Origin of the sequence: Chitinimonas sp. JJ19 (assembly GCF_036961565.1) — a bacterium.
Lineage (GTDB): Bacteria > Pseudomonadota > Gammaproteobacteria > Burkholderiales > Chitinimonadaceae > Chitinimonas.
Genome location: NZ_JBAMDD010000004.1, coordinates 89,868 through 108,352, shown reverse-complemented (window position 1 = coordinate 108,352; position 18,485 = coordinate 89,868). Strand labels below are relative to the sequence as shown.

Below are 18,485 nucleotides of genomic sequence, written 5' to 3'. Positions count from 1 at the left end.
TTTCGCCGAACTTAGTCGGCCCTAGCGGAGCATGCTCGCCCAGCGCGACGTGAACAGACCCCAGGCATGAAAACCACTTTCCTCGATTTCGAACAGCCTATCGCCGAACTCGAAAGCAAGATCGAAGAGCTGCGCTTTGTGCAGGATGATTCTGCGGTGGACATCTCGGTTGAGATTGACCATCTGCAGAAGAAGAGCCAGGAGCTCACCAAGAATATCTACGCCAAGCTCTCGCCCTGGCAGATTTCTCAGGTGTCCCGCCATCCGCAGCGCCCCTATACGCTGGATTACCTCCGCGAAATCTTTACCGATTTTGAAGAGCTGCATGGTGATCGTGCCTATGCGGACGATGCCGCCATTGTTGGCGGCCTGGCACGGCTGAATGGTCAGTCGGTGATGGTGATTGGCCAGCAGAAGGGCCGCGACACCAAGGAAAAGATACTGCGCAACTTCGGTATGCCCCGGCCTGAGGGGTATCGCAAGGCCCTGCGCTTGATGCGCATGGCCGAGAAGTTTGGCCTGCCGGTGATTACCTTTGTCGACACCCCGGGTGCCTATCCGGGCATCGGCGCCGAGGAGCGCGGGCAGTCCGAGGCCATAGGCCGCAATCTGTTCGAAATGAGCAAGCTGCGCGTGCCGGTGATCGTCACGGTGATTGGCGAGGGGGGCTCGGGCGGTGCGCTGGCCATTGCCGTGGGTGATGTGGTGCAGATGCTGCAATACGCTACTTACTCGGTGATCTCGCCCGAAGGCTGTGCGTCCATTCTGTGGAAGAGTGCCGAGAAAGCCAGTGAGGCGGCCGAGACGCTGGGTATTACCGCCAACCGGCTCAAGACATTGGGCTTGATCGACAAGGTGGTGGCAGAGCCGCTGGGTGGTGCGCATCGCGACCCGCAGGCCATGATGCTGACCTTGCGCAAGGCGCTGCAGGATGCCTTGAAATCGCTGCAGGACAAGCCGGTAGACAAGTTGCTGGAGAACCGTTTCGAGCGGCTGATGAGCTATGGCAAATTCAAGGAAGTCGCCGCAGGCTGAGGCGGAGGCGCTCTACGAGCGTCTGCTGCAGCGTTATCTGTCGCTGCCGGCGGCGAAGCGGCCTGAGGGCATGCGTCTGGCGCTCGGTTATTCGGGCGGACTAGATTCTGCGGTGCTGCTGCACCTGCTGGCGCGCTTGCGTGATGATGCGCGCCTGCCGGCACCGCTGGCCCTGCAGGCGCTCCATGTGCACCATGGCATCAGCCCCAATGCCGACGCCTGGTTGCGGCATTGTGATCAGCGCTGTGCTGCGCTGGCAGTCGATTTTTCCCATATCCGTGTTGATCTGAACCAGGCTGTCGGTGACGGCTTGGAGGCGCGTGCGCGTGCTGCCCGTTATGCGGCCTATGCGGGCCTTGGTGTGGACATGGTGCTGCTGGCGCACCATCGCGATGATCAGGCAGAGACGGTGCTGTACCGTTTGGCGCGAGGGGCGGGTGTGCATGGGGCGGCGGGTATGCCGGCCATGCGGCCCCTGGGTGTGACCGGGCGTATCTGGCGGCCTCTGCTGGACGAGCCGCGTAGTGCGCTCCTGACCTATGCGCGCACCTTGGGCTTGGCCTGGGTGGAGGACGAGAGCAATGCGGTCAGTGATTACGATCGCAACTATCTGCGGCGGGAGGTGATGCCGGTATTGCTTGGACGTTTTCCAAGTGCGCCGGCTGCCATGGCGCGGGCGGCGCGGCATTTTGCCGAGGCGGCCAGCCTGTTGGATGCGCTGGCAGAAGAGGATGCTGGCGGTGTGGCCGATCGTTTGCCGGTGGGGCGCTTGCTGGCCTTGAGTGGGCCGCGGCAGCGCAATCTGCTGCGCTGGTTTCTGGCGCGCCACGGTTTGCGGCCGGATGAGCGGCAATTGTTGCTGGTGCTGGAGCAAATGCTGACGGCCAAGGAGGATGCCAATCCCTGCTTGCGCCTGGCGGGCCTGGAGGTGCATCGCTACCGCGCGGAGATATGTGTGGCGCGTTGGGTGGAAGTATTGACTCCTCGCGCCGTGCCAGCTGAGGGCCTGGTGCTGCTGCCGGATTGGTGTGGTGAGCTGCATTGGTCGCGGGCGGTGCGTGGGCTGAGCGAGGCCAGTTGCGTGGGTCTGGAGGTGCGGCCCAGGCAGGGCGGAGAGATGGTACGGCCACGGCGTGGCGGCCCCAATCGGCCAGTAAAGCTGCTGTTGCAGGAGGCGGGTGTGCCGCCCTGGTTGCGGCGGCGCTGGCCCATGTTGTGGCAGGGTGACAAGCTGGTGGCGGTGGCGGGTATTGCGGTAGCTGCCGATTGCCAGAGTGAAGGTGAAGGTGCCTGGCCGGATTGGCGGCCGCTGGATTGGCCTGATCTGCTTGGCGATAAATAAAAAAACCGCTGCTTGGTGCAGCGGTTTTTTATTGGGCAGCAGGCTCTTAGGGGGTGGGGGCCTGCAGTATGGGCGTCACACCCAGTTCACGCAGCCGGCGCATCATCAGTTCGGCCTCATCCTTGTTCTTGAAGGGGCCGACCTGTATGCGGGTCTCCAGCCTGGCGGGTATGCCTGCTGCGCTAAGCCGAGATAGCAGCTTGTCGGCATTCTCGCCGCTCTGGAATACCCCGGCCTGTACGGTAAAGCCACGGCTGCCAGTGGGCATGACGCCGGCTGCCAGGGCGACGATGGTCTGCTCTGGGGTGGGTGGGGCAGGGGTGCGTGGTGCAGGAGCCAGTACAACGGGCGCAGGTTTGGCGGTGGGGGCGACGGATACAGGCGGCGGCGTGGGCGCGCTGGGCTTGCTGTGGCTTGTGGCCGGCTTGCTGCTGGTGGTGGCAGGGGCGGTCGCGATGGCGGCGGGTGTGGCCTGCGGCTGTGTGGCGGGTTTGCTCGCAGGCCTGCTGGCTACCATGTCTGCATCGGGCTGTGCGTCGGGTGGAGGTGTCTGTGGTTTGCTGGCCAAGCTGCCGGCGGGTGTGCTGGCGCTGATTGGTGCGGCGGCGTTGGGCGCATTGGGAGAGGGGGTCTGGGGGGCATTGGCGGGCGGCATCTCTGGCGTAGCCTCTGTTGGCGCCGGTGTGGCAGGCGGTTCGCTGACGGGTGCTGGGGCAACCTCGGCTGGGGCTGGGGCTGGTGTGGGGGTGGGGGTGGGTTCGGCGTTGGCTGGCGGCATGCCGGGTTCCGCCTGTAGCGGATTGATGCTGGGGCCATCCACTTCGATGTTGGGGGGTGTTTCCAGTCGATTCAGCAGGGTGATGGCAATGGCGACGCCGATGATGAGGCAGATGGCGATGGCCAGGCGCTGCATCAGGCGTTGCCGGATCTCGGCTTGTTCGTCGATTTCGTCCTGCGACGGGGGGCTGGGCTGCCGGTTGGGGCTGGGGCGTATTGCGCTCACTTGTGTATCCGCCGCAATGCGGCACTCCCTGTGCAATCTTGGTATGCCTTGATTTGTACCAAATTCCAGCGCGGTATGCCGCTGGAATCGCTGCGACAGCCATGATTTTGGCAGGCTGGGCCGGGGTTTTGCGGTTAGTCAGCAACTGTAAACCCGTCTTTGCAGCAAAGCTGTTAGAATATTCGGTCATTTTTAACGTCGACAAGCTGCGTGCCCGCCTTGCGAACCCAGCTTGCGACTTAAACTTTTTCCTTCCCACTTTGTCTTTTTGTGATTTTCTGGAGTTAGAAAACATGGCTGTTGAACGCACCCTGTCCATCATCAAGCCCGATGCCGTTGCCAAGAACGTGATCGGTCAGATCTACACCCGTTTCGAAGGCGCCGGCCTGAAGGTTATCGCCGCCAAGATGAAGCACCTGTCGCGCGCTGAAGCCGAAGGCTTCTACGCCGTGCACAAGGAACGTCCTTTCTTCAAGGATCTGGTTGACTTCATGGTTTCCGGCCCGGTGATCATCCAGGCCCTGGAAGGCGAAGGCGCTATCGCCAAGAACCGCGACCTGATGGGCGCTACCGACCCGAAGAAGGCAGAGAAGGGCACCATCCGTGCTGACTTCGCTGATTCCATCGATGCCAACGCCGTGCACGGCTCGGACAGCGCTGAGAACGCCGCGATTGAAATCGCCTACTTCTTCGCTGCTTCTGAAGTCTACGGTCGCTAAGACCTGATCTGGCCATGACCGTCAACCTGCTCGATTTTGATGCTCAGCGTTTTGCCACCTTCCTTGAGGAGCGTGGCGAGAAGCCGTTTCGCGCCAAGCAGTTGATGCGCTGGATACACCATTTTGGTGTGTCCGATTTCGCGGCAATGACGGACATCGCCAAGATCACGCGGGAAAAACTGGCTGCGGAGGCGGTGATCACCCCTCCCAGCCTGATGCTGGAACAGGCCAGCGAGGACGGCACACGCAAGTGGCTGCTGGACGTCGGTACCGGTAACGGTGTCGAGGCGGTGTTCATCCCCGAGGATGACCGCGGAACCCTGTGTGTTTCCAGCCAGGTTGGCTGCGCGCTGGAGTGTACTTTCTGCTCCACCGGCCGGCAGGGCTTCAATCGCAATCTCAGCACGGCCGAGATCATTGGCCAGCTTTGGTGGGCCAACAAGGCGCTGGGCCGCGACCCCAAGGGGGATCGCATCGTCTCCAATGTGGTGATGATGGGCATGGGCGAGCCGCTGGCCAATTTCGACAATGTCGTCGCGGCCATGCGCTTAATGCTGGATGACCATGCCTATGGTCTCAGCCGTCGCCGCGTGACCCTGTCTACCTCAGGCCTGGTGCCGCAGATGGATAGGCTGCGTGAGGCTTGCCCGGTGGCACTGGCGGTGTCGCTGCATGCGCCCAATGACGCCTTGCGCGATGAAATCGTGCCCATCAACAAGAAGTATCCGCTGAAGGAACTGATGGCGGCCTGCCAGCGTTATCTGGAAAAGGCGCCGCGGGACTTCATCACTTTCGAATACGTCATGCTCGATGGTGTGAATGACACCATGGAGCATGCCAGGCAACTGGTGGCACTGGTCAAGGATGTGCCATGCAAGTTCAACCTGATACCGTTCAATCCCTTCCCGAATTCCGGGTACGATCGCTCCAAGCCGGATGCGATACGCCGCTTCCGGGATCATCTGATACAGGCGGGCTACATCGTGACAGTGCGCAAGACGCGCGGCGATGATATCGATGCCGCCTGCGGCCAGTTGGCAGGCCAGGTAAAAGACAAGACCAAGCGCACTCTGCGGCTGGCCGCAGAGGGCAAGACCACCAACATCATTCAATTGACCAGGGAGTAAGGCATGAAAAAAGCCGTGATTGCTGCTTTGCTGTTCGCGTGGACCATCCCCGCAGTGCAGGCTGACGAGCAGGTAAATCGCGACGAGGTAGCCCGGTTGCGGACCGAACTGGCTGCTGCCTACTATGCCCGCGGTCAATATGGTGTGGCGCTGGAAGAAGTGAAAAGCGCACTGAGGGCGAAAGCCGATTACGCGCTGGCACACAATGTGGAGGGGCTGGTCTACTCCGACCTGCGTGAATACGATACCGCAGACAAGAGCTTCCAGCGTGCCCTGAGCCTGGCTTCGGGTAACCCCGACATCAATCACAATTACGGTTGGTTCCTCTGTAACAAGCGCGAAAAGTACGCGGATTCGCTGCGTTATTTTAGCAACGCCATCCGCAGCCCCTTGTATGCCAATCCGCAGAAATCCATGCAGATGGCCGGCTTGTGCGCACTGAAGGCAGGCGACCTGAAGTATGCCGAAGACTTCTTGCGCCAGTCTGACCGGGCGCAGCCGGACAATGCCCAGACGCTGTTGGGACTGGCACAGGTAGCCTATCGCAATGGCGACATCGACGCTGCCCGTACACTGCTGGCCAGGCAGGCGCGCGTGGGTACGCCGGTGGCCGAAGCGCTGTGGCTGAACGTGCGTATCGAGCACAAGCTCAACCCTGGTGGCGAGGCTGAAAACGGCTTTGCCAAGGAACTGAAGACCCGCTTCCCCAATAGCGAGGAAGCCCGCAGCCTGGCGGCAGGCCGCTACGATTGAGCCCTTCCTGCCCCACGACCACGCCCTTGTCATGCAGTGCAACCCCTGAAGCGAGCCACCCGGCATGATGCCCGAGATGAGCCAAGATACTACCCAATCTGATTTGCTGCAGTCCCCCGCAAGCCCACCTTCCTCGCCTGGCGCCATATTGGCGTTGCACCGCGAACAGGCCGGTTTGTCGGTCAATGATGTGTCGGCCAAGCTCAAGCTGTCCCGGCGCCAGATCGAGGCGCTGGAGTCTGACGACTATCAGGCACTACCGGGCAATACCTTTGTGCGCGGTTTTGTCCGCAACTATGCTCGCTTGCTGGAGATAGAACCCCAGCCGCTGGTGCATTACCTGGATAACCACCTGCCCAAGGAGCCCAGCCAGGCGGCATTGCCACGCCTGCGCGATGAGGTGTTGCCAGTGCTGCGGCCCGATGGCGGTCGTGCCGGCCTGTCGTTTGGCCTGGCCATTGTGGCAGGCCTGGGCATAGTGGGTCTGATTGCAGGGGCTTACTGGCTCTATGACAAGAGCACCCGCTTTGAGCCCCAGCTGACCGTCAATACCCCCAGTGTCGACATGCCGCCACTGGAGCCCGTAGTTGTTGTGCCGCAGGCCAGCGCGCCCGTGGATACGGCCGTGCCTGCTGCGCAGCCTGCCGGTGAAGTGCAGGTCGTGCCGCCTCCGGCCAACCTGCCGGGGAATCCACCGGCTGCGCCGGGTGCGAACCCCGCCCTGGCGGTGGGGGCGACGCCTGCGCCGGCCTCGCCTACGTTGCCTGCGCCAGTGCCGCAGCCTGCACCTGTAGCCGTGCCTGCGGCTGTGCCTGAGCCATCAACAGGTGATGTGCGTGTGGTTGCCCGGCAGGAAAGCTGGGTGCAGATTACTGACGCCACCGGCAAGCGCCTGGTCAACGAGCTGGTGCCTGCTGGACAATCGCGTAGCGTTGCTGGCAAGCCGCCTTATCGTATCCGTATAGGTAATGGTCATCAGACCCAGCTCTTCTACAAAGGCAAGCCTACCGACCTGACGCCGTATATCCGGGTCGACGTTGCCAATCTGGAACTCAACTAAAGCCAAGCCATGAGTCTGCTTCCCCGTCGCGCCACCCGCCGTGTCATGGTCGGCCATGTGCCGGTCGGTGGCGATGTGCCTGTCGTCGTCCAATCCATGACCAATACCGATACTGCCGATGCGGCGGGTACCGCTCAGCAGGTATTCGAGCTATGGCAGGCGGGCTCGGAAGTGGTGCGCATTACCGTCAACTCACCCGAGGCGGCAGCCCAGGTAGGCGAGATACGTCGCCGGCTTGATGATATGGGCTGCAATGTGCCGCTGGTGGGGGATTTCCATTTCAATGGCCATAAATTGCTGGCCCAGTATCCCGAGTGTGCGCGGGCACTGGCCAAATACCGTATCAATCCCGGCAATGTCGGCAAGGGCAGCAAGCGGGATGAGCAATTTGGCGCCATGATTGAAGCCGCCATCGAGTATGGCAAGCCGGTACGCATAGGCGTGAACTGGGGCAGCCTGGATCAGGCCAAGATGGCGCGCATGATGGACGAGAACGCCAAGCTGGCGCAGCCGCTCAGCGCTGATGCCCTGATGCGCGAAGCCTTGATACAGTCGGCGCTGGAGAGTGCTGCGCAGGCTGAGGAGCTGGGGCTGCCGGCGGATCGCATCATCATCTCCTGCAAGGTCAGCGCGGTACAGGATCTGATCAAGGTCTACCGTGACCTGGGCGCCCGTTGCGACTATCCGCTGCACCTGGGCCTGACCGAGGCCGGCATGGGCTCCAAGGGCATAGTCGCTTCCACTGCGGCGTTGTCGGTGCTGTTGCAGGAGGGCATAGGCGACACCATACGGGTTTCGCTGACGCCGGAGCCGGGTGAATCGCGGACCAAGGAAGTTGTCGTGGCGCAGGAAATACTGCAGACCATGGGGATACGCTCGTTCACCCCGCTGGTGACGGCCTGCCCCGGCTGCGGCCGGACCACCTCGACCTTCTTCCAGGAACTGGCGCAGAACATACAGCGCTACCTGCGCGAGCAAATGCCGGTATGGCGTGCCGAATTCCCGGGGGTGGAAACCCTCAACGTGGCGGTGATGGGCTGTGTGGTCAATGGCCCGGGCGAATCCAAGCTGGCCAATATCGGCATCAGCCTGCCTGGTACGGGCGAGGTGCCAGTGGCGCCGGTGTTCGTTGATGGCGTCAAGACCGTGACCCTCAAGGGCGACGGTATTGCCGAGGCCTTTCAGGCTATCGTCGATGGCTATGTCCGCGAACACTATGCCGAAGGCGGCAAGCTGCGCCGCAGCCAGGCGGCCGCACCTGCGGTGGCACCTGCGGCGGCACCCAAGATTATTCCCGTGAAAGTGCTGTAATCCGATGGCTGACAAGTTTCAAAGCATCAAGGGCTTCTACGACATCCTGCCCGACAACACGGCGCTGTGGCAGAAGCTGGAAGATACCGCCCGGCGCGTGCTGGCGCAGTATGGCTATCGCAATATCCGGTTGCCCATAGTCGAGCCTACTGGCTTGTTTGTGCGCGGCGTAGGCGAGCATACCGATATAGTCGAGAAGGAGATGTATGCCTGGACCGATGCGCTTAACGGCGACAAGCTGGCGTTGCGCCCAGAGGGGACGGCGGGTTGCGTACGCGCCGTCGTTGAGCACAGTCTGACCTACAATGGCCCGCAGCGCCTGTGGTATATGGGCCCCATGTTCCGCCATGAGAACGTGCAGAAGGGGCGCCAGCGGCAGTTCCACCAGGTGGGCGCCGAGGCTTTTGGCTATGACGGCCCCGATGTTGATGCCGAGCAGATGGTGATGCTGGCCCGTCTTTGGCGTGAGCTGGGTATTGCCGATGTGGAGTTGCAGATCAATACCATAGGCGATGCCGCTGAGCGGGCAGCCTACAGGCAATCCTTGATCGCCTATTTTGAGGCGCATGCCGACCTGCTGGATGAGGATGCCAAGCGTCGTCTGCACGCCAACCCGCTGCGCATACTGGATAGCAAGAACCCGCGCATGCAGGACATGATCAACGCCGCCCCCAAGCTGTTTGATGTGCTGGGCGACGATAGCCGCCAGCATTACCAGGGCCTGTGCCGGCTGCTGGATGAGGCAGGCGTAGCCTATACCCTCAACACGCGCCTGGTGCGGGGGCTGGATTACTACAACCGCACGGTGTTCGAGTGGGTAACCACCAAATTGGGCGCGCAGGGTACCATCGCGGGCGGTGGCCGGTACGACAGCCTGGTGGAGACGCTAGGTGGCAAGCCGACGCCAGCCTGTGGTTTTGGCATGGGTATGGAACGGGTATTCCTGCTGATGCAGGAGTACGGTGTGACCGCCCAGGATGGCCCCGATGTGTACCTCGTCAATGCCGGCGAGGCAGCGGGGCGGGTTGCGCCGCGCCTGGCAGAGCAGCTGCGCAATGCTGGACTGGCGGTGACGGTGCATGCCGGCGGCGGTAGCTTTAAGTCGCAGATGAAGAAGGCGGATGGTTCGGGCGCGCGTTTTGCCCTGATCATCGGCGACAATGAGGCGGCTGACGCGACGGTGGTGATCAAGCCATTGCGCGACGGCGGTGAGCAGCGCACGGTGGCGCAGGCCGATGTGCTGGCTGCGCTCAAGGGTTGATGATGGAACCTGCGCCCAAGCTCAAGGTCTCGTTCAAGCTGTTCGTACTGAATGTGTTCGGCTCGGTGCTGGCTGCATTTGGCGTCGTCGGCTTGCAGGGCGAAGGTGCTCAGATACACCCGGTGCTGGCTCAGAAAGAGCTGGCCTGGGCTTGCCTGCTGATTGGCCTGGCGCTGATGAGCTGGTTCATGGTGGATATTTTCAAACGTATCCGTGCCCTGCAAGCGGCACGGCATAACAAGTAACTCGCTAACGGAAACTCGCAGATGGCTGCTTTTGATTTGCAGGAACAGGAACAGATCGCCGAACTGAAGGCCTGGTGGGCGAAGTGGGGCGTCGCGGTAATCATCGCGGTGGTAGCGGCCCTGGTGGGCTACTTTGGCAATATGGGCTACCGTGCCTGGCAGAAATCGCAGGGCACTGCGGCGGCGCAGGCTTATATGGCGGTGGAAGCGGCAGAATTGGCCAAAGACCCTGTCAAGCTGCGCGCAGCCGCCGATGCCATGGTGAAGGCCCACAGTGGCCACGCCCTGACGGCACGTGCCATGCTGCAGGCTGCCAAGGCGGCATTCGAGGCCAATAAGCTGGACGAAGCCAAGACCGCGCTGGAGTGGGTGGCCGCCAATGCCAAGGAAGACGCTGTGATCGATCTGGCACGCCTGCGCCTTGCTGCCGTGCTGATGGATCAAAAACAGTTTGATGCTGCGGCCAAGATGGTGGACACCGCCAAGGCAGATAGTTTTGCTGGCCTGTTTGCCGAAGCGCGCGGCGATGCGCTGGCGCTCAAGGGCGATGCAGCGGGTGCCAAATCGGCCTACCAGTTCGCTTTGACCAAGCTGGAAAAAGAAGCACCCAATCGCGAGCTGGTTGAAACCAAGCTGTCGGCACTGGGGGCCTGATGAACATGCACCGCATGCCACATGGCCTGACAGGCAAGTTTGCTGTGCTGGGCGCCGTTACCCTGCTGGCCGCCTGTGCCGGTACGGATAACAGCCCGCAACCCACGCCGCTGAGCGATATCAAGGCCAGCGCAGAGCTGAATTCGGCTTGGCGTACTTCGTACTCTGACGGCAAGCTGTACCGGTTTGCGCCTGATGCGACGGGCGACGCTGTGTACATGGCCGGAGTGAACGGTATTGCTGGGTTTGCCATGCCTGATGGTGCCAAGCGCTTTGAAGTTCGCAGTGCCCAACCGCTGGCAGGTGGGGTGGGTGCGGCTTCGGGCCTGGTCGTGGCGGGCACGCTGAAGGGCGAGGTTTATGGCTGGGAAGCTGCCACGGGCCAGTTGCGCTGGCAGACCAAGGTCAGCAGCGAAATGGTGTCGCCGCCGGTGATAGCCGAAGGCGTGGTGGTGGTGCGTACCGTGGATGGCCGGGTAACAGGCCTGGAGGCCAAGGATGGCAAGCAGCGCTGGCAGTTCGTGCGCAGCCAGCCTTCGCTGGTCTTGCGCAACTACGCGCCCGCCGCGATTGCGGACGGTGCGGTCTACATTGGCATGGCATCGGGCCGCCTGGCTTCGCTTTCGCTGGCCGATGGCCGTGTGCTGTGGGAGTCGCAGGTTGCACAGCCCAAGGGCGCTACTGAGCTGGAGCGCATCAGTGATGTGACCTCGGCACCCGTTGTGGACAAGGGCATGGTCTGTGCCGTGGCTTTCCAGGGCAAGGTGGCGTGTTTTGCCGTGAGCAACGGCTCCATGTTGTGGTCCCGCGATATCTCCAGCTATGTGGGCCTGGCCATGGATGCGGACAAGGTCTATGTCAGTGATGAAGTCGGCAACGTCCAGGCGTTCGAGCGCTCGGGTGGCCGCAGCCTGTGGAAGCAGGCGGCACTGTATGGCCGTCGTATCAGCGGCCCTGCCGTGATAGACGGCAAGGTGGCCGTGGGTGATTTCGAGGGTTATGTCCATCTGCTATCGCAGGCGGATGGTAGCTTTGTCGCCCGTATGAGTACGGACAAGAGCCGCGTGCTGGTTGCACCGCGGGTAATCAGCGGCAAGTTGATTGTGCAGACCGAGAGCGGTGGCCTGCACGCACTGGCCGTGAAGTAAGCAAGGAAAACAATGAAACCCACCATCGCCCTCGTCGGCCGTCCCAATGTCGGTAAATCCACGCTGTTCAATCGGCTGACCAAGAGCCGTGACGCGCTGGTCGCCGATATGCCGGGCCTGACCCGCGACCGCCATTACGGTCATGGCAAGATCGGTGGCAAGCCTTATCTGTGTGTGGATACCGGTGGCTTTGAGCCGGTTGCGGATGACGGCATATTGCATGAGATGGCCAGGCAGACCCTGCAGGCCATCGATGAGGCCGACGCCGTCATTTTTATCGTCGATGCCCGCGTAGGCCTCACCCCGCAAGACAAGTTGATTGCCAATCGCCTGCGCCAGCTGGACCGGCCGGTACGCCTGGCCGTGAACAAGGCCGAGGGTATGTCGGCCAGTGTGGTGACGGCAGAGTTCTTCGAGCTGGCCCTGGGTGAGCCTTGGCCTATCTCGGCCAACCACGGCGAAGGCGTGCGTGGTTTGCTCGACGATGTGCTGACCGGTTTTGAGGTGGAGCCTGAGGAGCAGGTTCAGGATCACCCCAAGTTCGCCATCATCGGCCGTCCCAATGTGGGTAAATCCACGTTGGTGAACGCGATTCTGGGTGAAGAGCGGGTGATTGCGTTTGACCAGCCCGGCACCACGCGCGACTCGATACATATCGACTTCGAACGCAACGAGCAGGCCTACACGATTATCGACACCGCAGGTGTGCGCAAGCGCGGCAAGGTGAACGAGGCGATCGAGAAATTCTCGGTGGTGAAGACCATGCAGGCGATCGAAGACGCCAACGTGGTTGTGCTGGTACTGGATGCCCGCCAGGATGTGGCCGAGCAGGATGCCCATATCGCCGGCTTTGCCCTGGAGGCAGGTCGGGCCATGGTGGTGGCCGTGAACAAATGGGAAGGCCTGGACGAATACCGGCGTGACCAGGTCAAGCGGGATATCGCCCGTAAGCTGGGTTTTCTGGATTTTGCCCGCTTCCACTTTATCTCTGCCCTGGAAGGGCAGGGTGTGGGTGACCTGTTTGCCAGCATCAACGCAGCATACAAGGCTGCCATGGCCAAGCTGCCGACGCCGCGTTTGACGCGTGCCTTGCAACTGGCGGTGGAGAAGCAACAGCCGCCCCGCGTGGGCCTGGTGCGTCCCAAGATGAAATATGCCCACCAGGGTGGCATGAATCCGCCGGTGGTGGTGATACACGGTACCGCCCTTGAAGGGGTGCCGGACAGTTATTGGCGTTACCTGGAACATTCCTTCCTGAAGATGTTCAAATTGCAGGGCACGCCCCTGCGTGTACAGTTCAAGAAGGGCGACAACCCTTACGATGCCAAGCCGGGCGAGTTCAAGCCGGATCGCAAGGGCGCCATGCGAGGTGAGAAGAAGCCGGTCAAGACCACAGCCAGGAAGCCCGCGAAAAAAGCAGGCTGATTCTTTGTGCTTGACAGAAAAGCTGCTACAAGTGACTACTGGTATTCTATCTTCGTAAGCGCAGGAACTACTGGACGGATATTCGTCGTTTTTTAAATTACAGAGTGGAGAACTACAAAATGAGCGCAAAAGGGCAAATGCTACAAGACCCGTTTCTGAACATCCTGCGCAAGGAACATGTACCTGTATCCATATACCTGGTTAACGGTATCAAGCTGCAAGGCCAGATCGAGTCGTTTGACCAGTACGTGGTTTTGCTGCGCAACACCGTGACCCAGATGGTCTATAAGCATGCCATCTCCACTGTTGTGCCTGCCCGTCCGGTCAGCATCCCCTATGACAAGCCGGAAGGTGCCCCGGCTGCAGACGCCTGATAGGGGCGGTGCGTCGAGCAAGGGGCGCCATGTGCGCCCCCTTTGTTGTAGGAATACCGGCTGGAACTTAGGTTGTGAGCCACGGCTATCTGCCAGGGAGCGGTTTGCGCCACCCGATGTCGATCTGCATGATGATGCGGGCGGATATCATTTGGGGCGGCCTCCTACCAGCAGATACCATCGTGTGCCGATCAAGCTCCGGCGCCCCGTTAGGGTGGCCTGACAAGGCGCCCAGTTAGGGAAATAAAGCGTGTTTGAACGCCATCAGGGCGGCGACAAGGCCGTTCTAGTCTGTCTCGATTTCGGTGAGCCAGACTATCTGGAAAATATCGAAGAATTCAAGTTGCTGGCTGAGGGCAATGGCTACAAGGCTATGGCCATCATTCAGGGCAAGCGCCAAAGACCCGACCCCAAGCTGTTTGCTGGTAGTGGCAAGGTGGAAGAGATCGCCGCCGCCGTGCTGGCCACAGAGGCACACACGGTACTGTTCAACCACGCCTTGGGTGGCGCGCAGGAACGTAACCTGGAGCGTGCCCTGGAATGCCGGGTGTCGGACCGGGTAAGGCTGATACTCGACATCTTTGGCCAGCGTGCACGCTCCAACGAGGGCAAGCTGCAGGTTGAGCTGGCGCAGCTGCAGTATATGTCCACCCGGCTGGTCCGGGGCTGGACTCACCTGGAACGCCAGCGTGGCGGTATCGGCGCCCGTGGCGGCCCCGGTGAGACCCAGCTGGAAATGGACAAGCGCATGCTGACCGAGCGTATGAAGCGGTTGCGCGACAAGCTCAAGGATCTGCAGCGGCAGCGTGATACCCAGCGGCGCGCGCGCGAGCGCAGCAAGCAGTTCTCGGTCTCGCTGGTTGGTTATACCAATGCCGGTAAGTCCACGCTGTTCAATGCCTTGACTCACGCCAAGGCGTATGCGGCCGATCAGTTGTTCGCCACGCTGGATACCACCAGCCGCAAGCTGTTCCTCGACCCGGAGCACTCCGTGGTGGTATCGGATACCGTGGGCTTTATCCGCGATCTGCCACATGGCTTGGTGGAGGCGTTTCGAGCCACGCTGGAGGAGACCGTGCGGGCCGATTTGTTGCTGCATGTGGTTGATAGCGCCAGCGATACGCGCGAAGCCCAGATCGAGGCGGTGAACTATGTGCTCAAGGAAATCGATGCTGATGAGATTCCCCAGATTGTGGTCTGGAACAAGATAGACCTCAAAGGTGGCGAGCCGGCGGTCGAGCGGGATGAATATGGTAGGATTCGCGCCGTCCGTATGAGTGCAAAAAGTGGTGCAGGTCTGGATTTGTTGCGGCAGGCGCTGGTCGAAGCCATGCCGGTCGTTGCTGCGGTGCCGGACGAAAGCCTTCAGGCTTGAGCCATGGTTTGACCAGCAGCGCTGGCCTGGGCTCGGCCGGTGGCGAGTGAAATCGAGCCGCAACAACGTGCCGCCTGAGGGTTGCTGTGTAACAAGTGTGTGTACAAGTCATTACAACCACGGAATAGAGACGATATGTCGCAAGACCCGCAATGGGGCCGCCGAGGCAAGGATGGCCCGCCTGATCTGGATGAGATCATCCGGCAGTTCACCAATAAGCTGAAGCAGTTCTTCGGTGGTACGCCCGGCCGCCCGTCCGAGCCGACGCCGTCGGATGGCCGCGCTGTTGCCGGCGGTATTGGTGTCGCCATCGGCATCGTTGGCGTGCTGTGGATAGCCAGCGGCTTTTACGTGGTGGATGCCCGGGAAGAAGCGGTGGTGCTGCGGTTTGGTCGCTATGTGCAAACCACGGATCCCGGTCTGCACTGGCGTATGCCCTGGCCGGTAGAGCAGCATGAGATCGTCAAGCTGTCTGAGGTCCGCTCGGTGGAGGTCGGTTTTTCCGGCAGCACCAAGAATCGGGTGGCGGATGAGGCACTGATGCTGACCGAGGACCAGAACATCGTCGACATGCAGCTGGAAGTGCAGTACGACGTCAAGAACTCGCGTGACTTCGTGTTCAACAACGCCTCGCGTGATGGCGATGGTTACGATCTGGTCAAGCAGGCCGCTGAAACCTCCATTCGGGAGATCGTCGGCCGCAACAAGGTCGATTTCGTGTTGAACGAAGGTCGTGGCCAGGTGGCTGCCGATGCCACGCGGATGATACAGAACCTGCTGGATGACTATGGCACCGGTATCCGGGTGAGCCGCGTCAACATCAATGATGTGCAGCCGCCGGAAGAGGTGCAGGCAGCGTTTGCCGATGCCGTGAAGGCTGGGCAGGACAAGGTCAAGCAGACCAACGAGGGTCTGGCCTACGCCAATGACGTGATACCCAAGGCCCGTGGCTTTGCTGCACGTTTGCTGCAGGAAGCCGAGGGTTACAAGGCCCGGGTGATTGCGGAGTCGGAAGGTAATGCCTCTCGCTTCACGCAGGTGGCTGCCGAGTATGCCAAGGCGCCCCAGGTTACCCGTGATCGCATGTATCTCGATACCATGCAGCAGATATTGAGCAGCAGCAGCAAGGTGCTGGTGGATCAGAAGTCCGGCAACGGCAACCTGCTTTACCTGCCGCTGGACAAGCTGATGCAGATGAGTGGTCCTGCCGGTGCGGCGACAGAACAGGCCACGGTTCCGGTGGAGACTGGCGTAGTGCGCGCTCCTAGGCAGGATAGCCAAGGTCGCGGTGAGCGGGAGGGTCGTTGATATGAATCGTTTAATTCCCGCCATAGTCGTGGTGTTGCTGGCACTGCTGGTGCTCAGCATGAGCGTGTTTACCGTGGATCAGCGCCAATCTGCCATGGTGTTCCAACTGGGTGAGGTGGTGCGTACGGTCAATGAGCCTGGCATACGCTTCAAGGTGCCGTTGCTGCAGTCGGTGCGGTATTTTGATCGACGCGTCCTGACCATGGATGCCGAGACGCCTGAGCGCTTCAACACCATCGAAAAGAAGAACGTGCTGGTGGACAGCTACGTCAAGTGGCAAGTGGTCAATGTCGAGCAGTATTACAAGACAGTGGGCGGCAATGAGCGTACCGCCTCGGCCCGTCTGCGCAAGACCATCAATGACGTGTTGCGGGCCGAGTTTGGCAAGCGCACGGTGCAGGACGTGATTTCGGGCAAGCGCGAAGAGGTGATGGAATCGGTGGGCGTGGTTGCCAATGCCGATGCCGGCAAGATAGGCGTGAAGATCGTGGACGTGCGGCTCAAGCGCGTGGACTTTCCCAACGATATCAGCAATGCGGTGTATGACCGCATGATCTCTGAGCGTAAGACCGTGGCCAACCAGCTACGTTCGGAAGGCTCGGCCGAGGCGGAGAAGATACGTGCCGATGCCGACCGCCAGCGTGAAATCATTCTGGCCGATGCGTACAACAAGGCGCAGCAACTGAAGGGTGAGGGCGATGGCCGTGCGGCTGCCATCTATGGTGCCGCTTATGGCCAGAATCCCGAGTTCTACGCTTTCTACAAGAGCCTGGATGCCTACAAGCAGACCTTCAAGTCAAAGTCGGACGTGATGGTGCTGGACCCCAGCTCGGCTTTCTTCAAGTACATGAAGGATCCACGCGCAAAGTAACAGACGGGCGCGCTGTTGGCGGCGCGCCTGTGGGATAATGCCTTGTTTTGCTTGGCCCTCGTGCCAGGATGCCATGGTGCCCAGCCTGCTAGGGCCGCATCGATAGCATCCCGCCGAGGGCCTCTTGCCGTTCTTGAGCCTTGCTTGAGTGCGATATTTCGCCGCCCCATCGGCCAGCCTTGAGCTGGGTGCGATAGCCGGGCGGGGCTGGTTGTTGACTGGATCATTACTGCTGCGGTGCCTGGTGCCCCGGCCTGACCTTATGCATAACTGGATACTGCCCGAGAACATTGCTGACCTGTTGCCGCCCGAGGCGCGCCGCGTGGAGACATTGCGACGCCGCTCGCTGGACTTGATCGCCAGCTTTGGCTACGAACTGGTACAGGCGCCATTGATCGAATACGTCGATTCGCTGCTGACCCGCCAGGATGCCGCGCTGGACCTGAAAACCTTCAAGCTGACTGATCAGCTCAGTGGTAGGCAGCTGGGCCTGCGTGCCGATATGACCCCCCAGGTGGCCCGCATTGATGCCCATCTTCTGAACCGGCAAGGGGTGGCTAGGCTATGTTATGCCGGGCCGGTCGTACACACCCAGCCAGACGGGATCATGGCTGCGCGTGAGCCCTTGCAGTTGGGTGCCGAGATTTACGGCTATGCCGGCGTTGCTGCCGACGTGGAAATCGTCGAGCTGATGGGTGAGTGCCTCAAGCTGGCGGGCATAGACCATGTGCACCTGGATATCGGCCATATCGGTTTGTTCCTGGCTTTGGCTGATGCCGCAGGCCTGGTGGGTGAGGCCCGCGAGGCGGTGTTCCATGCTATCCAACAAAAGGATGTGCCGACCTTGATGGGCCTGGTGGCCGGGCTGGATGCCAGCCTGAGTGCTGGTTTGGTGGCGCTGCCTGGCTTGTATGGTGATGCGACGGTGCTGGAGCGGGCTGAGCAAAGCCTGCCACGCCTGCCTGGGGTGATAGCGGCGCTGGCTGCCTTGCGTGGCCTGACGGCCGCGCTGGCGGCGCGCGGCATTGTTCCCAATTTTGACCTGGCGGAGCTGCGCTCGGGTTACTACCACACCGGACTGGTGTTTGCGGCTTACGCCGAGGGGTGGCCCAATGCCATTGCCCGTGGTGGCCGCTATGACCATGTCGGCGAGCAGTTTGGCCGTCGCCGTCCGGCAACCGGTTTCAGTCTGGATCTGAAGGAGTTGGCCTGGCGTCTGCCGGCGACACCGGCACGCAGTGCCATCCTGGCGCCCGATGTGTTTGATGCCCGGCTGGCGGATGCCATTCGAGCCCTGCGCGCTGCCGGTGAGACCGTGGTGGTGCGGCTGGGTGAGATCGTGGATGTCGAGGAGTTGCACGCTGACCGCGAACTGATTGAGCGCAATGGCCAGTGGCAGGTGCAGCCACTCTGAATTACGCGCAGCACAGTCTATTCTGTTTCTATCCCGTCGCGGAAACGCGGCGACCAAGCA

18 protein-coding genes are annotated in these 18,485 nt (G+C 61.2%); 17 read left to right on the top strand and 1 reads right to left on the bottom strand.

Annotated features, from left to right (window positions below):
• The first annotated feature begins 66 nt into the window (after nucleotides 1-66).
• Nucleotides 67-1,035 carry an acetyl-CoA carboxylase carboxyltransferase subunit alpha gene (locus tag V7714_RS06490; RefSeq protein ID WP_335708992.1) on the top strand — a complete coding sequence of 323 codons (969 nt, stop codon included), beginning with the start codon at nucleotides 67-69 and terminating at the stop codon, nucleotides 1,033-1,035.
• Entirely contained in the window at nucleotides 1,004-2,377 is a 1,374-nt protein-coding gene (gene tilS, locus V7714_RS06485) for a tRNA lysidine(34) synthetase TilS (protein WP_335708991.1), read from the top strand. The genes V7714_RS06490 and tilS overlap by 32 nt, the downstream gene beginning before the upstream one ends.
• A gap of 46 nt (nucleotides 2,378-2,423) precedes the next feature.
• On the opposite strand, the gene V7714_RS06480 is transcribed toward tilS, so the two are convergent.
• Nucleotides 2,424-3,380 (bottom strand): SPOR domain-containing protein, encoded by a 957-nt coding sequence (locus V7714_RS06480; protein WP_335708990.1) that lies wholly within the window; start codon nucleotides 3,378-3,380, stop codon nucleotides 2,424-2,426.
• 293 nt (nucleotides 3,381-3,673) lie between these two features.
• Here V7714_RS06480 and ndk point away from each other — a divergent pair, with 293 nt between their 5' ends.
• The 15 genes from ndk to V7714_RS06405 all read left to right on the top strand — a co-directional run bounded on the left by ndk (nucleotide 3,674) and on the right by V7714_RS06405 (nucleotide 18,425).
• The gene (gene ndk / locus V7714_RS06475) at nucleotides 3,674-4,099 is read left to right on the top strand and encodes a nucleoside-diphosphate kinase (protein ID WP_284197557.1); all 426 of its coding nucleotides are present in this window, start codon (nucleotides 3,674-3,676) and stop codon (nucleotides 4,097-4,099) included.
• 14 nt (nucleotides 4,100-4,113) lie between these two features.
• Nucleotides 4,114-5,226: a 23S rRNA (adenine(2503)-C(2))-methyltransferase RlmN gene (gene rlmN / locus V7714_RS06470; protein ID WP_335708989.1), complete on the top strand. Its 1,113-nt coding sequence runs from the start codon at nucleotides 4,114-4,116 to the stop codon at nucleotides 5,224-5,226.
• A gap of 3 nt (nucleotides 5,227-5,229) precedes the next feature.
• Nucleotides 5,230-5,979: a type IV pilus biogenesis/stability protein PilW gene (pilW, locus tag V7714_RS06465; protein WP_335708988.1), complete on the top strand. Its 750-nt coding sequence runs from the start codon at nucleotides 5,230-5,232 to the stop codon at nucleotides 5,977-5,979.
• A 76-nt stretch (nucleotides 5,980-6,055) separates the two neighbouring features.
• Nucleotides 6,056-7,039 (top strand): RodZ domain-containing protein, encoded by a 984-nt coding sequence (locus V7714_RS06460; RefSeq protein ID WP_335708987.1) that lies wholly within the window; start codon nucleotides 6,056-6,058, stop codon nucleotides 7,037-7,039.
• A gap of 9 nt (nucleotides 7,040-7,048) precedes the next feature.
• Nucleotides 7,049-8,350: a flavodoxin-dependent (E)-4-hydroxy-3-methylbut-2-enyl-diphosphate synthase gene (gene ispG, locus V7714_RS06455; RefSeq protein WP_335708986.1), complete on the top strand. Its 1,302-nt coding sequence runs from the start codon at nucleotides 7,049-7,051 to the stop codon at nucleotides 8,348-8,350.
• 4 nt (nucleotides 8,351-8,354) lie between these two features.
• Nucleotides 8,355-9,611 carry a histidine--tRNA ligase gene (gene hisS, locus V7714_RS06450; protein WP_335708985.1) on the top strand — a complete coding sequence of 419 codons (1,257 nt, stop codon included), beginning with the start codon at nucleotides 8,355-8,357 and terminating at the stop codon, nucleotides 9,609-9,611.
• Nucleotides 9,611-9,856: a hypothetical protein gene (locus tag V7714_RS06445; protein WP_335708984.1), complete on the top strand. Its 246-nt coding sequence runs from the start codon at nucleotides 9,611-9,613 to the stop codon at nucleotides 9,854-9,856. Before hisS ends, V7714_RS06445 begins: the two co-directional genes overlap by 1 nt.
• Before the next feature lie 21 nt (nucleotides 9,857-9,877).
• Nucleotides 9,878-10,510 (top strand): YfgM family protein, encoded by a 633-nt coding sequence (locus V7714_RS06440; protein ID WP_335708983.1) that lies wholly within the window; start codon nucleotides 9,878-9,880, stop codon nucleotides 10,508-10,510.
• Nucleotides 10,510-11,658 carry an outer membrane protein assembly factor BamB gene (gene bamB / locus V7714_RS06435; RefSeq protein WP_335708982.1) on the top strand — a complete coding sequence of 383 codons (1,149 nt, stop codon included), beginning with the start codon at nucleotides 10,510-10,512 and terminating at the stop codon, nucleotides 11,656-11,658. The genes V7714_RS06440 and bamB overlap by 1 nt, the downstream gene beginning before the upstream one ends.
• A gap of 12 nt (nucleotides 11,659-11,670) precedes the next feature.
• Entirely contained in the window at nucleotides 11,671-13,083 is a 1,413-nt protein-coding gene (der, locus tag V7714_RS06430) for a ribosome biogenesis GTPase Der (protein ID WP_335708981.1), read from the top strand.
• Between the two features lie 119 nt (nucleotides 13,084-13,202).
• Nucleotides 13,203-13,457, top strand: coding sequence for an RNA chaperone Hfq (hfq, locus tag V7714_RS06425; RefSeq protein ID WP_284197549.1), 255 nt, complete (start codon nucleotides 13,203-13,205; stop codon nucleotides 13,455-13,457).
• A gap of 250 nt (nucleotides 13,458-13,707) precedes the next feature.
• Nucleotides 13,708-14,832: a GTPase HflX gene (hflX, locus tag V7714_RS06420; protein ID WP_335708980.1), complete on the top strand. Its 1,125-nt coding sequence runs from the start codon at nucleotides 13,708-13,710 to the stop codon at nucleotides 14,830-14,832.
• Nucleotides 14,833-14,931: 99 nt separating this feature from the next.
• A complete protein-coding gene (gene hflK / locus V7714_RS06415; protein ID WP_335708979.1) occupies nucleotides 14,932-16,140 on the top strand; it encodes an FtsH protease activity modulator HflK in 1,209 nt (402 codons plus the stop codon).
• Between the two features lies 1 nt (nucleotide 16,141).
• A complete protein-coding gene (hflC, locus tag V7714_RS06410; RefSeq protein ID WP_284197546.1) occupies nucleotides 16,142-17,011 on the top strand; it encodes a protease modulator HflC in 870 nt (289 codons plus the stop codon).
• A gap of 262 nt (nucleotides 17,012-17,273) precedes the next feature.
• Nucleotides 17,274-18,425 (top strand): ATP phosphoribosyltransferase regulatory subunit, encoded by a 1,152-nt coding sequence (locus tag V7714_RS06405; protein ID WP_335708978.1) that lies wholly within the window; start codon nucleotides 17,274-17,276, stop codon nucleotides 18,423-18,425.
• The last annotated feature ends 60 nt before the right edge of the window (nucleotides 18,426-18,485 follow it).

Bases quoted from the DNA above. Each gene is read 5' to 3' on its own strand.
- V7714_RS06490 (WP_335708992.1), top strand. From the start codon at position 67: ATGAAAACCACTTTCCTCGATTTCGAACAGCCTATCGCCGAACTCGAA.
- tilS (WP_335708991.1), top strand. From the start codon at position 1,004: ATGGCAAATTCAAGGAAGTCGCCGCAGGCTGAGGCGGAGGCGCTCTAC.
- ndk (WP_284197557.1), top strand. From the start codon at position 3,674: ATGGCTGTTGAACGCACCCTGTCCATCATCAAGCCCGATGCCGTTGCC.
- rlmN (WP_335708989.1), top strand. From the start codon at position 4,114: ATGACCGTCAACCTGCTCGATTTTGATGCTCAGCGTTTTGCCACCTTC.
- pilW (WP_335708988.1), top strand. From the start codon at position 5,230: ATGAAAAAAGCCGTGATTGCTGCTTTGCTGTTCGCGTGGACCATCCCC.
- V7714_RS06460 (WP_335708987.1), top strand. From the start codon at position 6,056: ATGAGCCAAGATACTACCCAATCTGATTTGCTGCAGTCCCCCGCAAGC.
- ispG (WP_335708986.1), top strand. From the start codon at position 7,049: ATGAGTCTGCTTCCCCGTCGCGCCACCCGCCGTGTCATGGTCGGCCAT.
- hisS (WP_335708985.1), top strand. From the start codon at position 8,355: ATGGCTGACAAGTTTCAAAGCATCAAGGGCTTCTACGACATCCTGCCC.
- V7714_RS06445 (WP_335708984.1), top strand. From the start codon at position 9,611: ATGATGGAACCTGCGCCCAAGCTCAAGGTCTCGTTCAAGCTGTTCGTA.
- V7714_RS06440 (WP_335708983.1), top strand. From the start codon at position 9,878: ATGGCTGCTTTTGATTTGCAGGAACAGGAACAGATCGCCGAACTGAAG.
- bamB (WP_335708982.1), top strand. From the start codon at position 10,510: ATGAACATGCACCGCATGCCACATGGCCTGACAGGCAAGTTTGCTGTG.
- der (WP_335708981.1), top strand. From the start codon at position 11,671: ATGAAACCCACCATCGCCCTCGTCGGCCGTCCCAATGTCGGTAAATCC.
- hfq (WP_284197549.1), top strand. From the start codon at position 13,203: ATGAGCGCAAAAGGGCAAATGCTACAAGACCCGTTTCTGAACATCCTG.
- hflC (WP_284197546.1), top strand. From the start codon at position 16,142: ATGAATCGTTTAATTCCCGCCATAGTCGTGGTGTTGCTGGCACTGCTG.
- V7714_RS06405 (WP_335708978.1), top strand. From the start codon at position 17,274: ATGCATAACTGGATACTGCCCGAGAACATTGCTGACCTGTTGCCGCCC.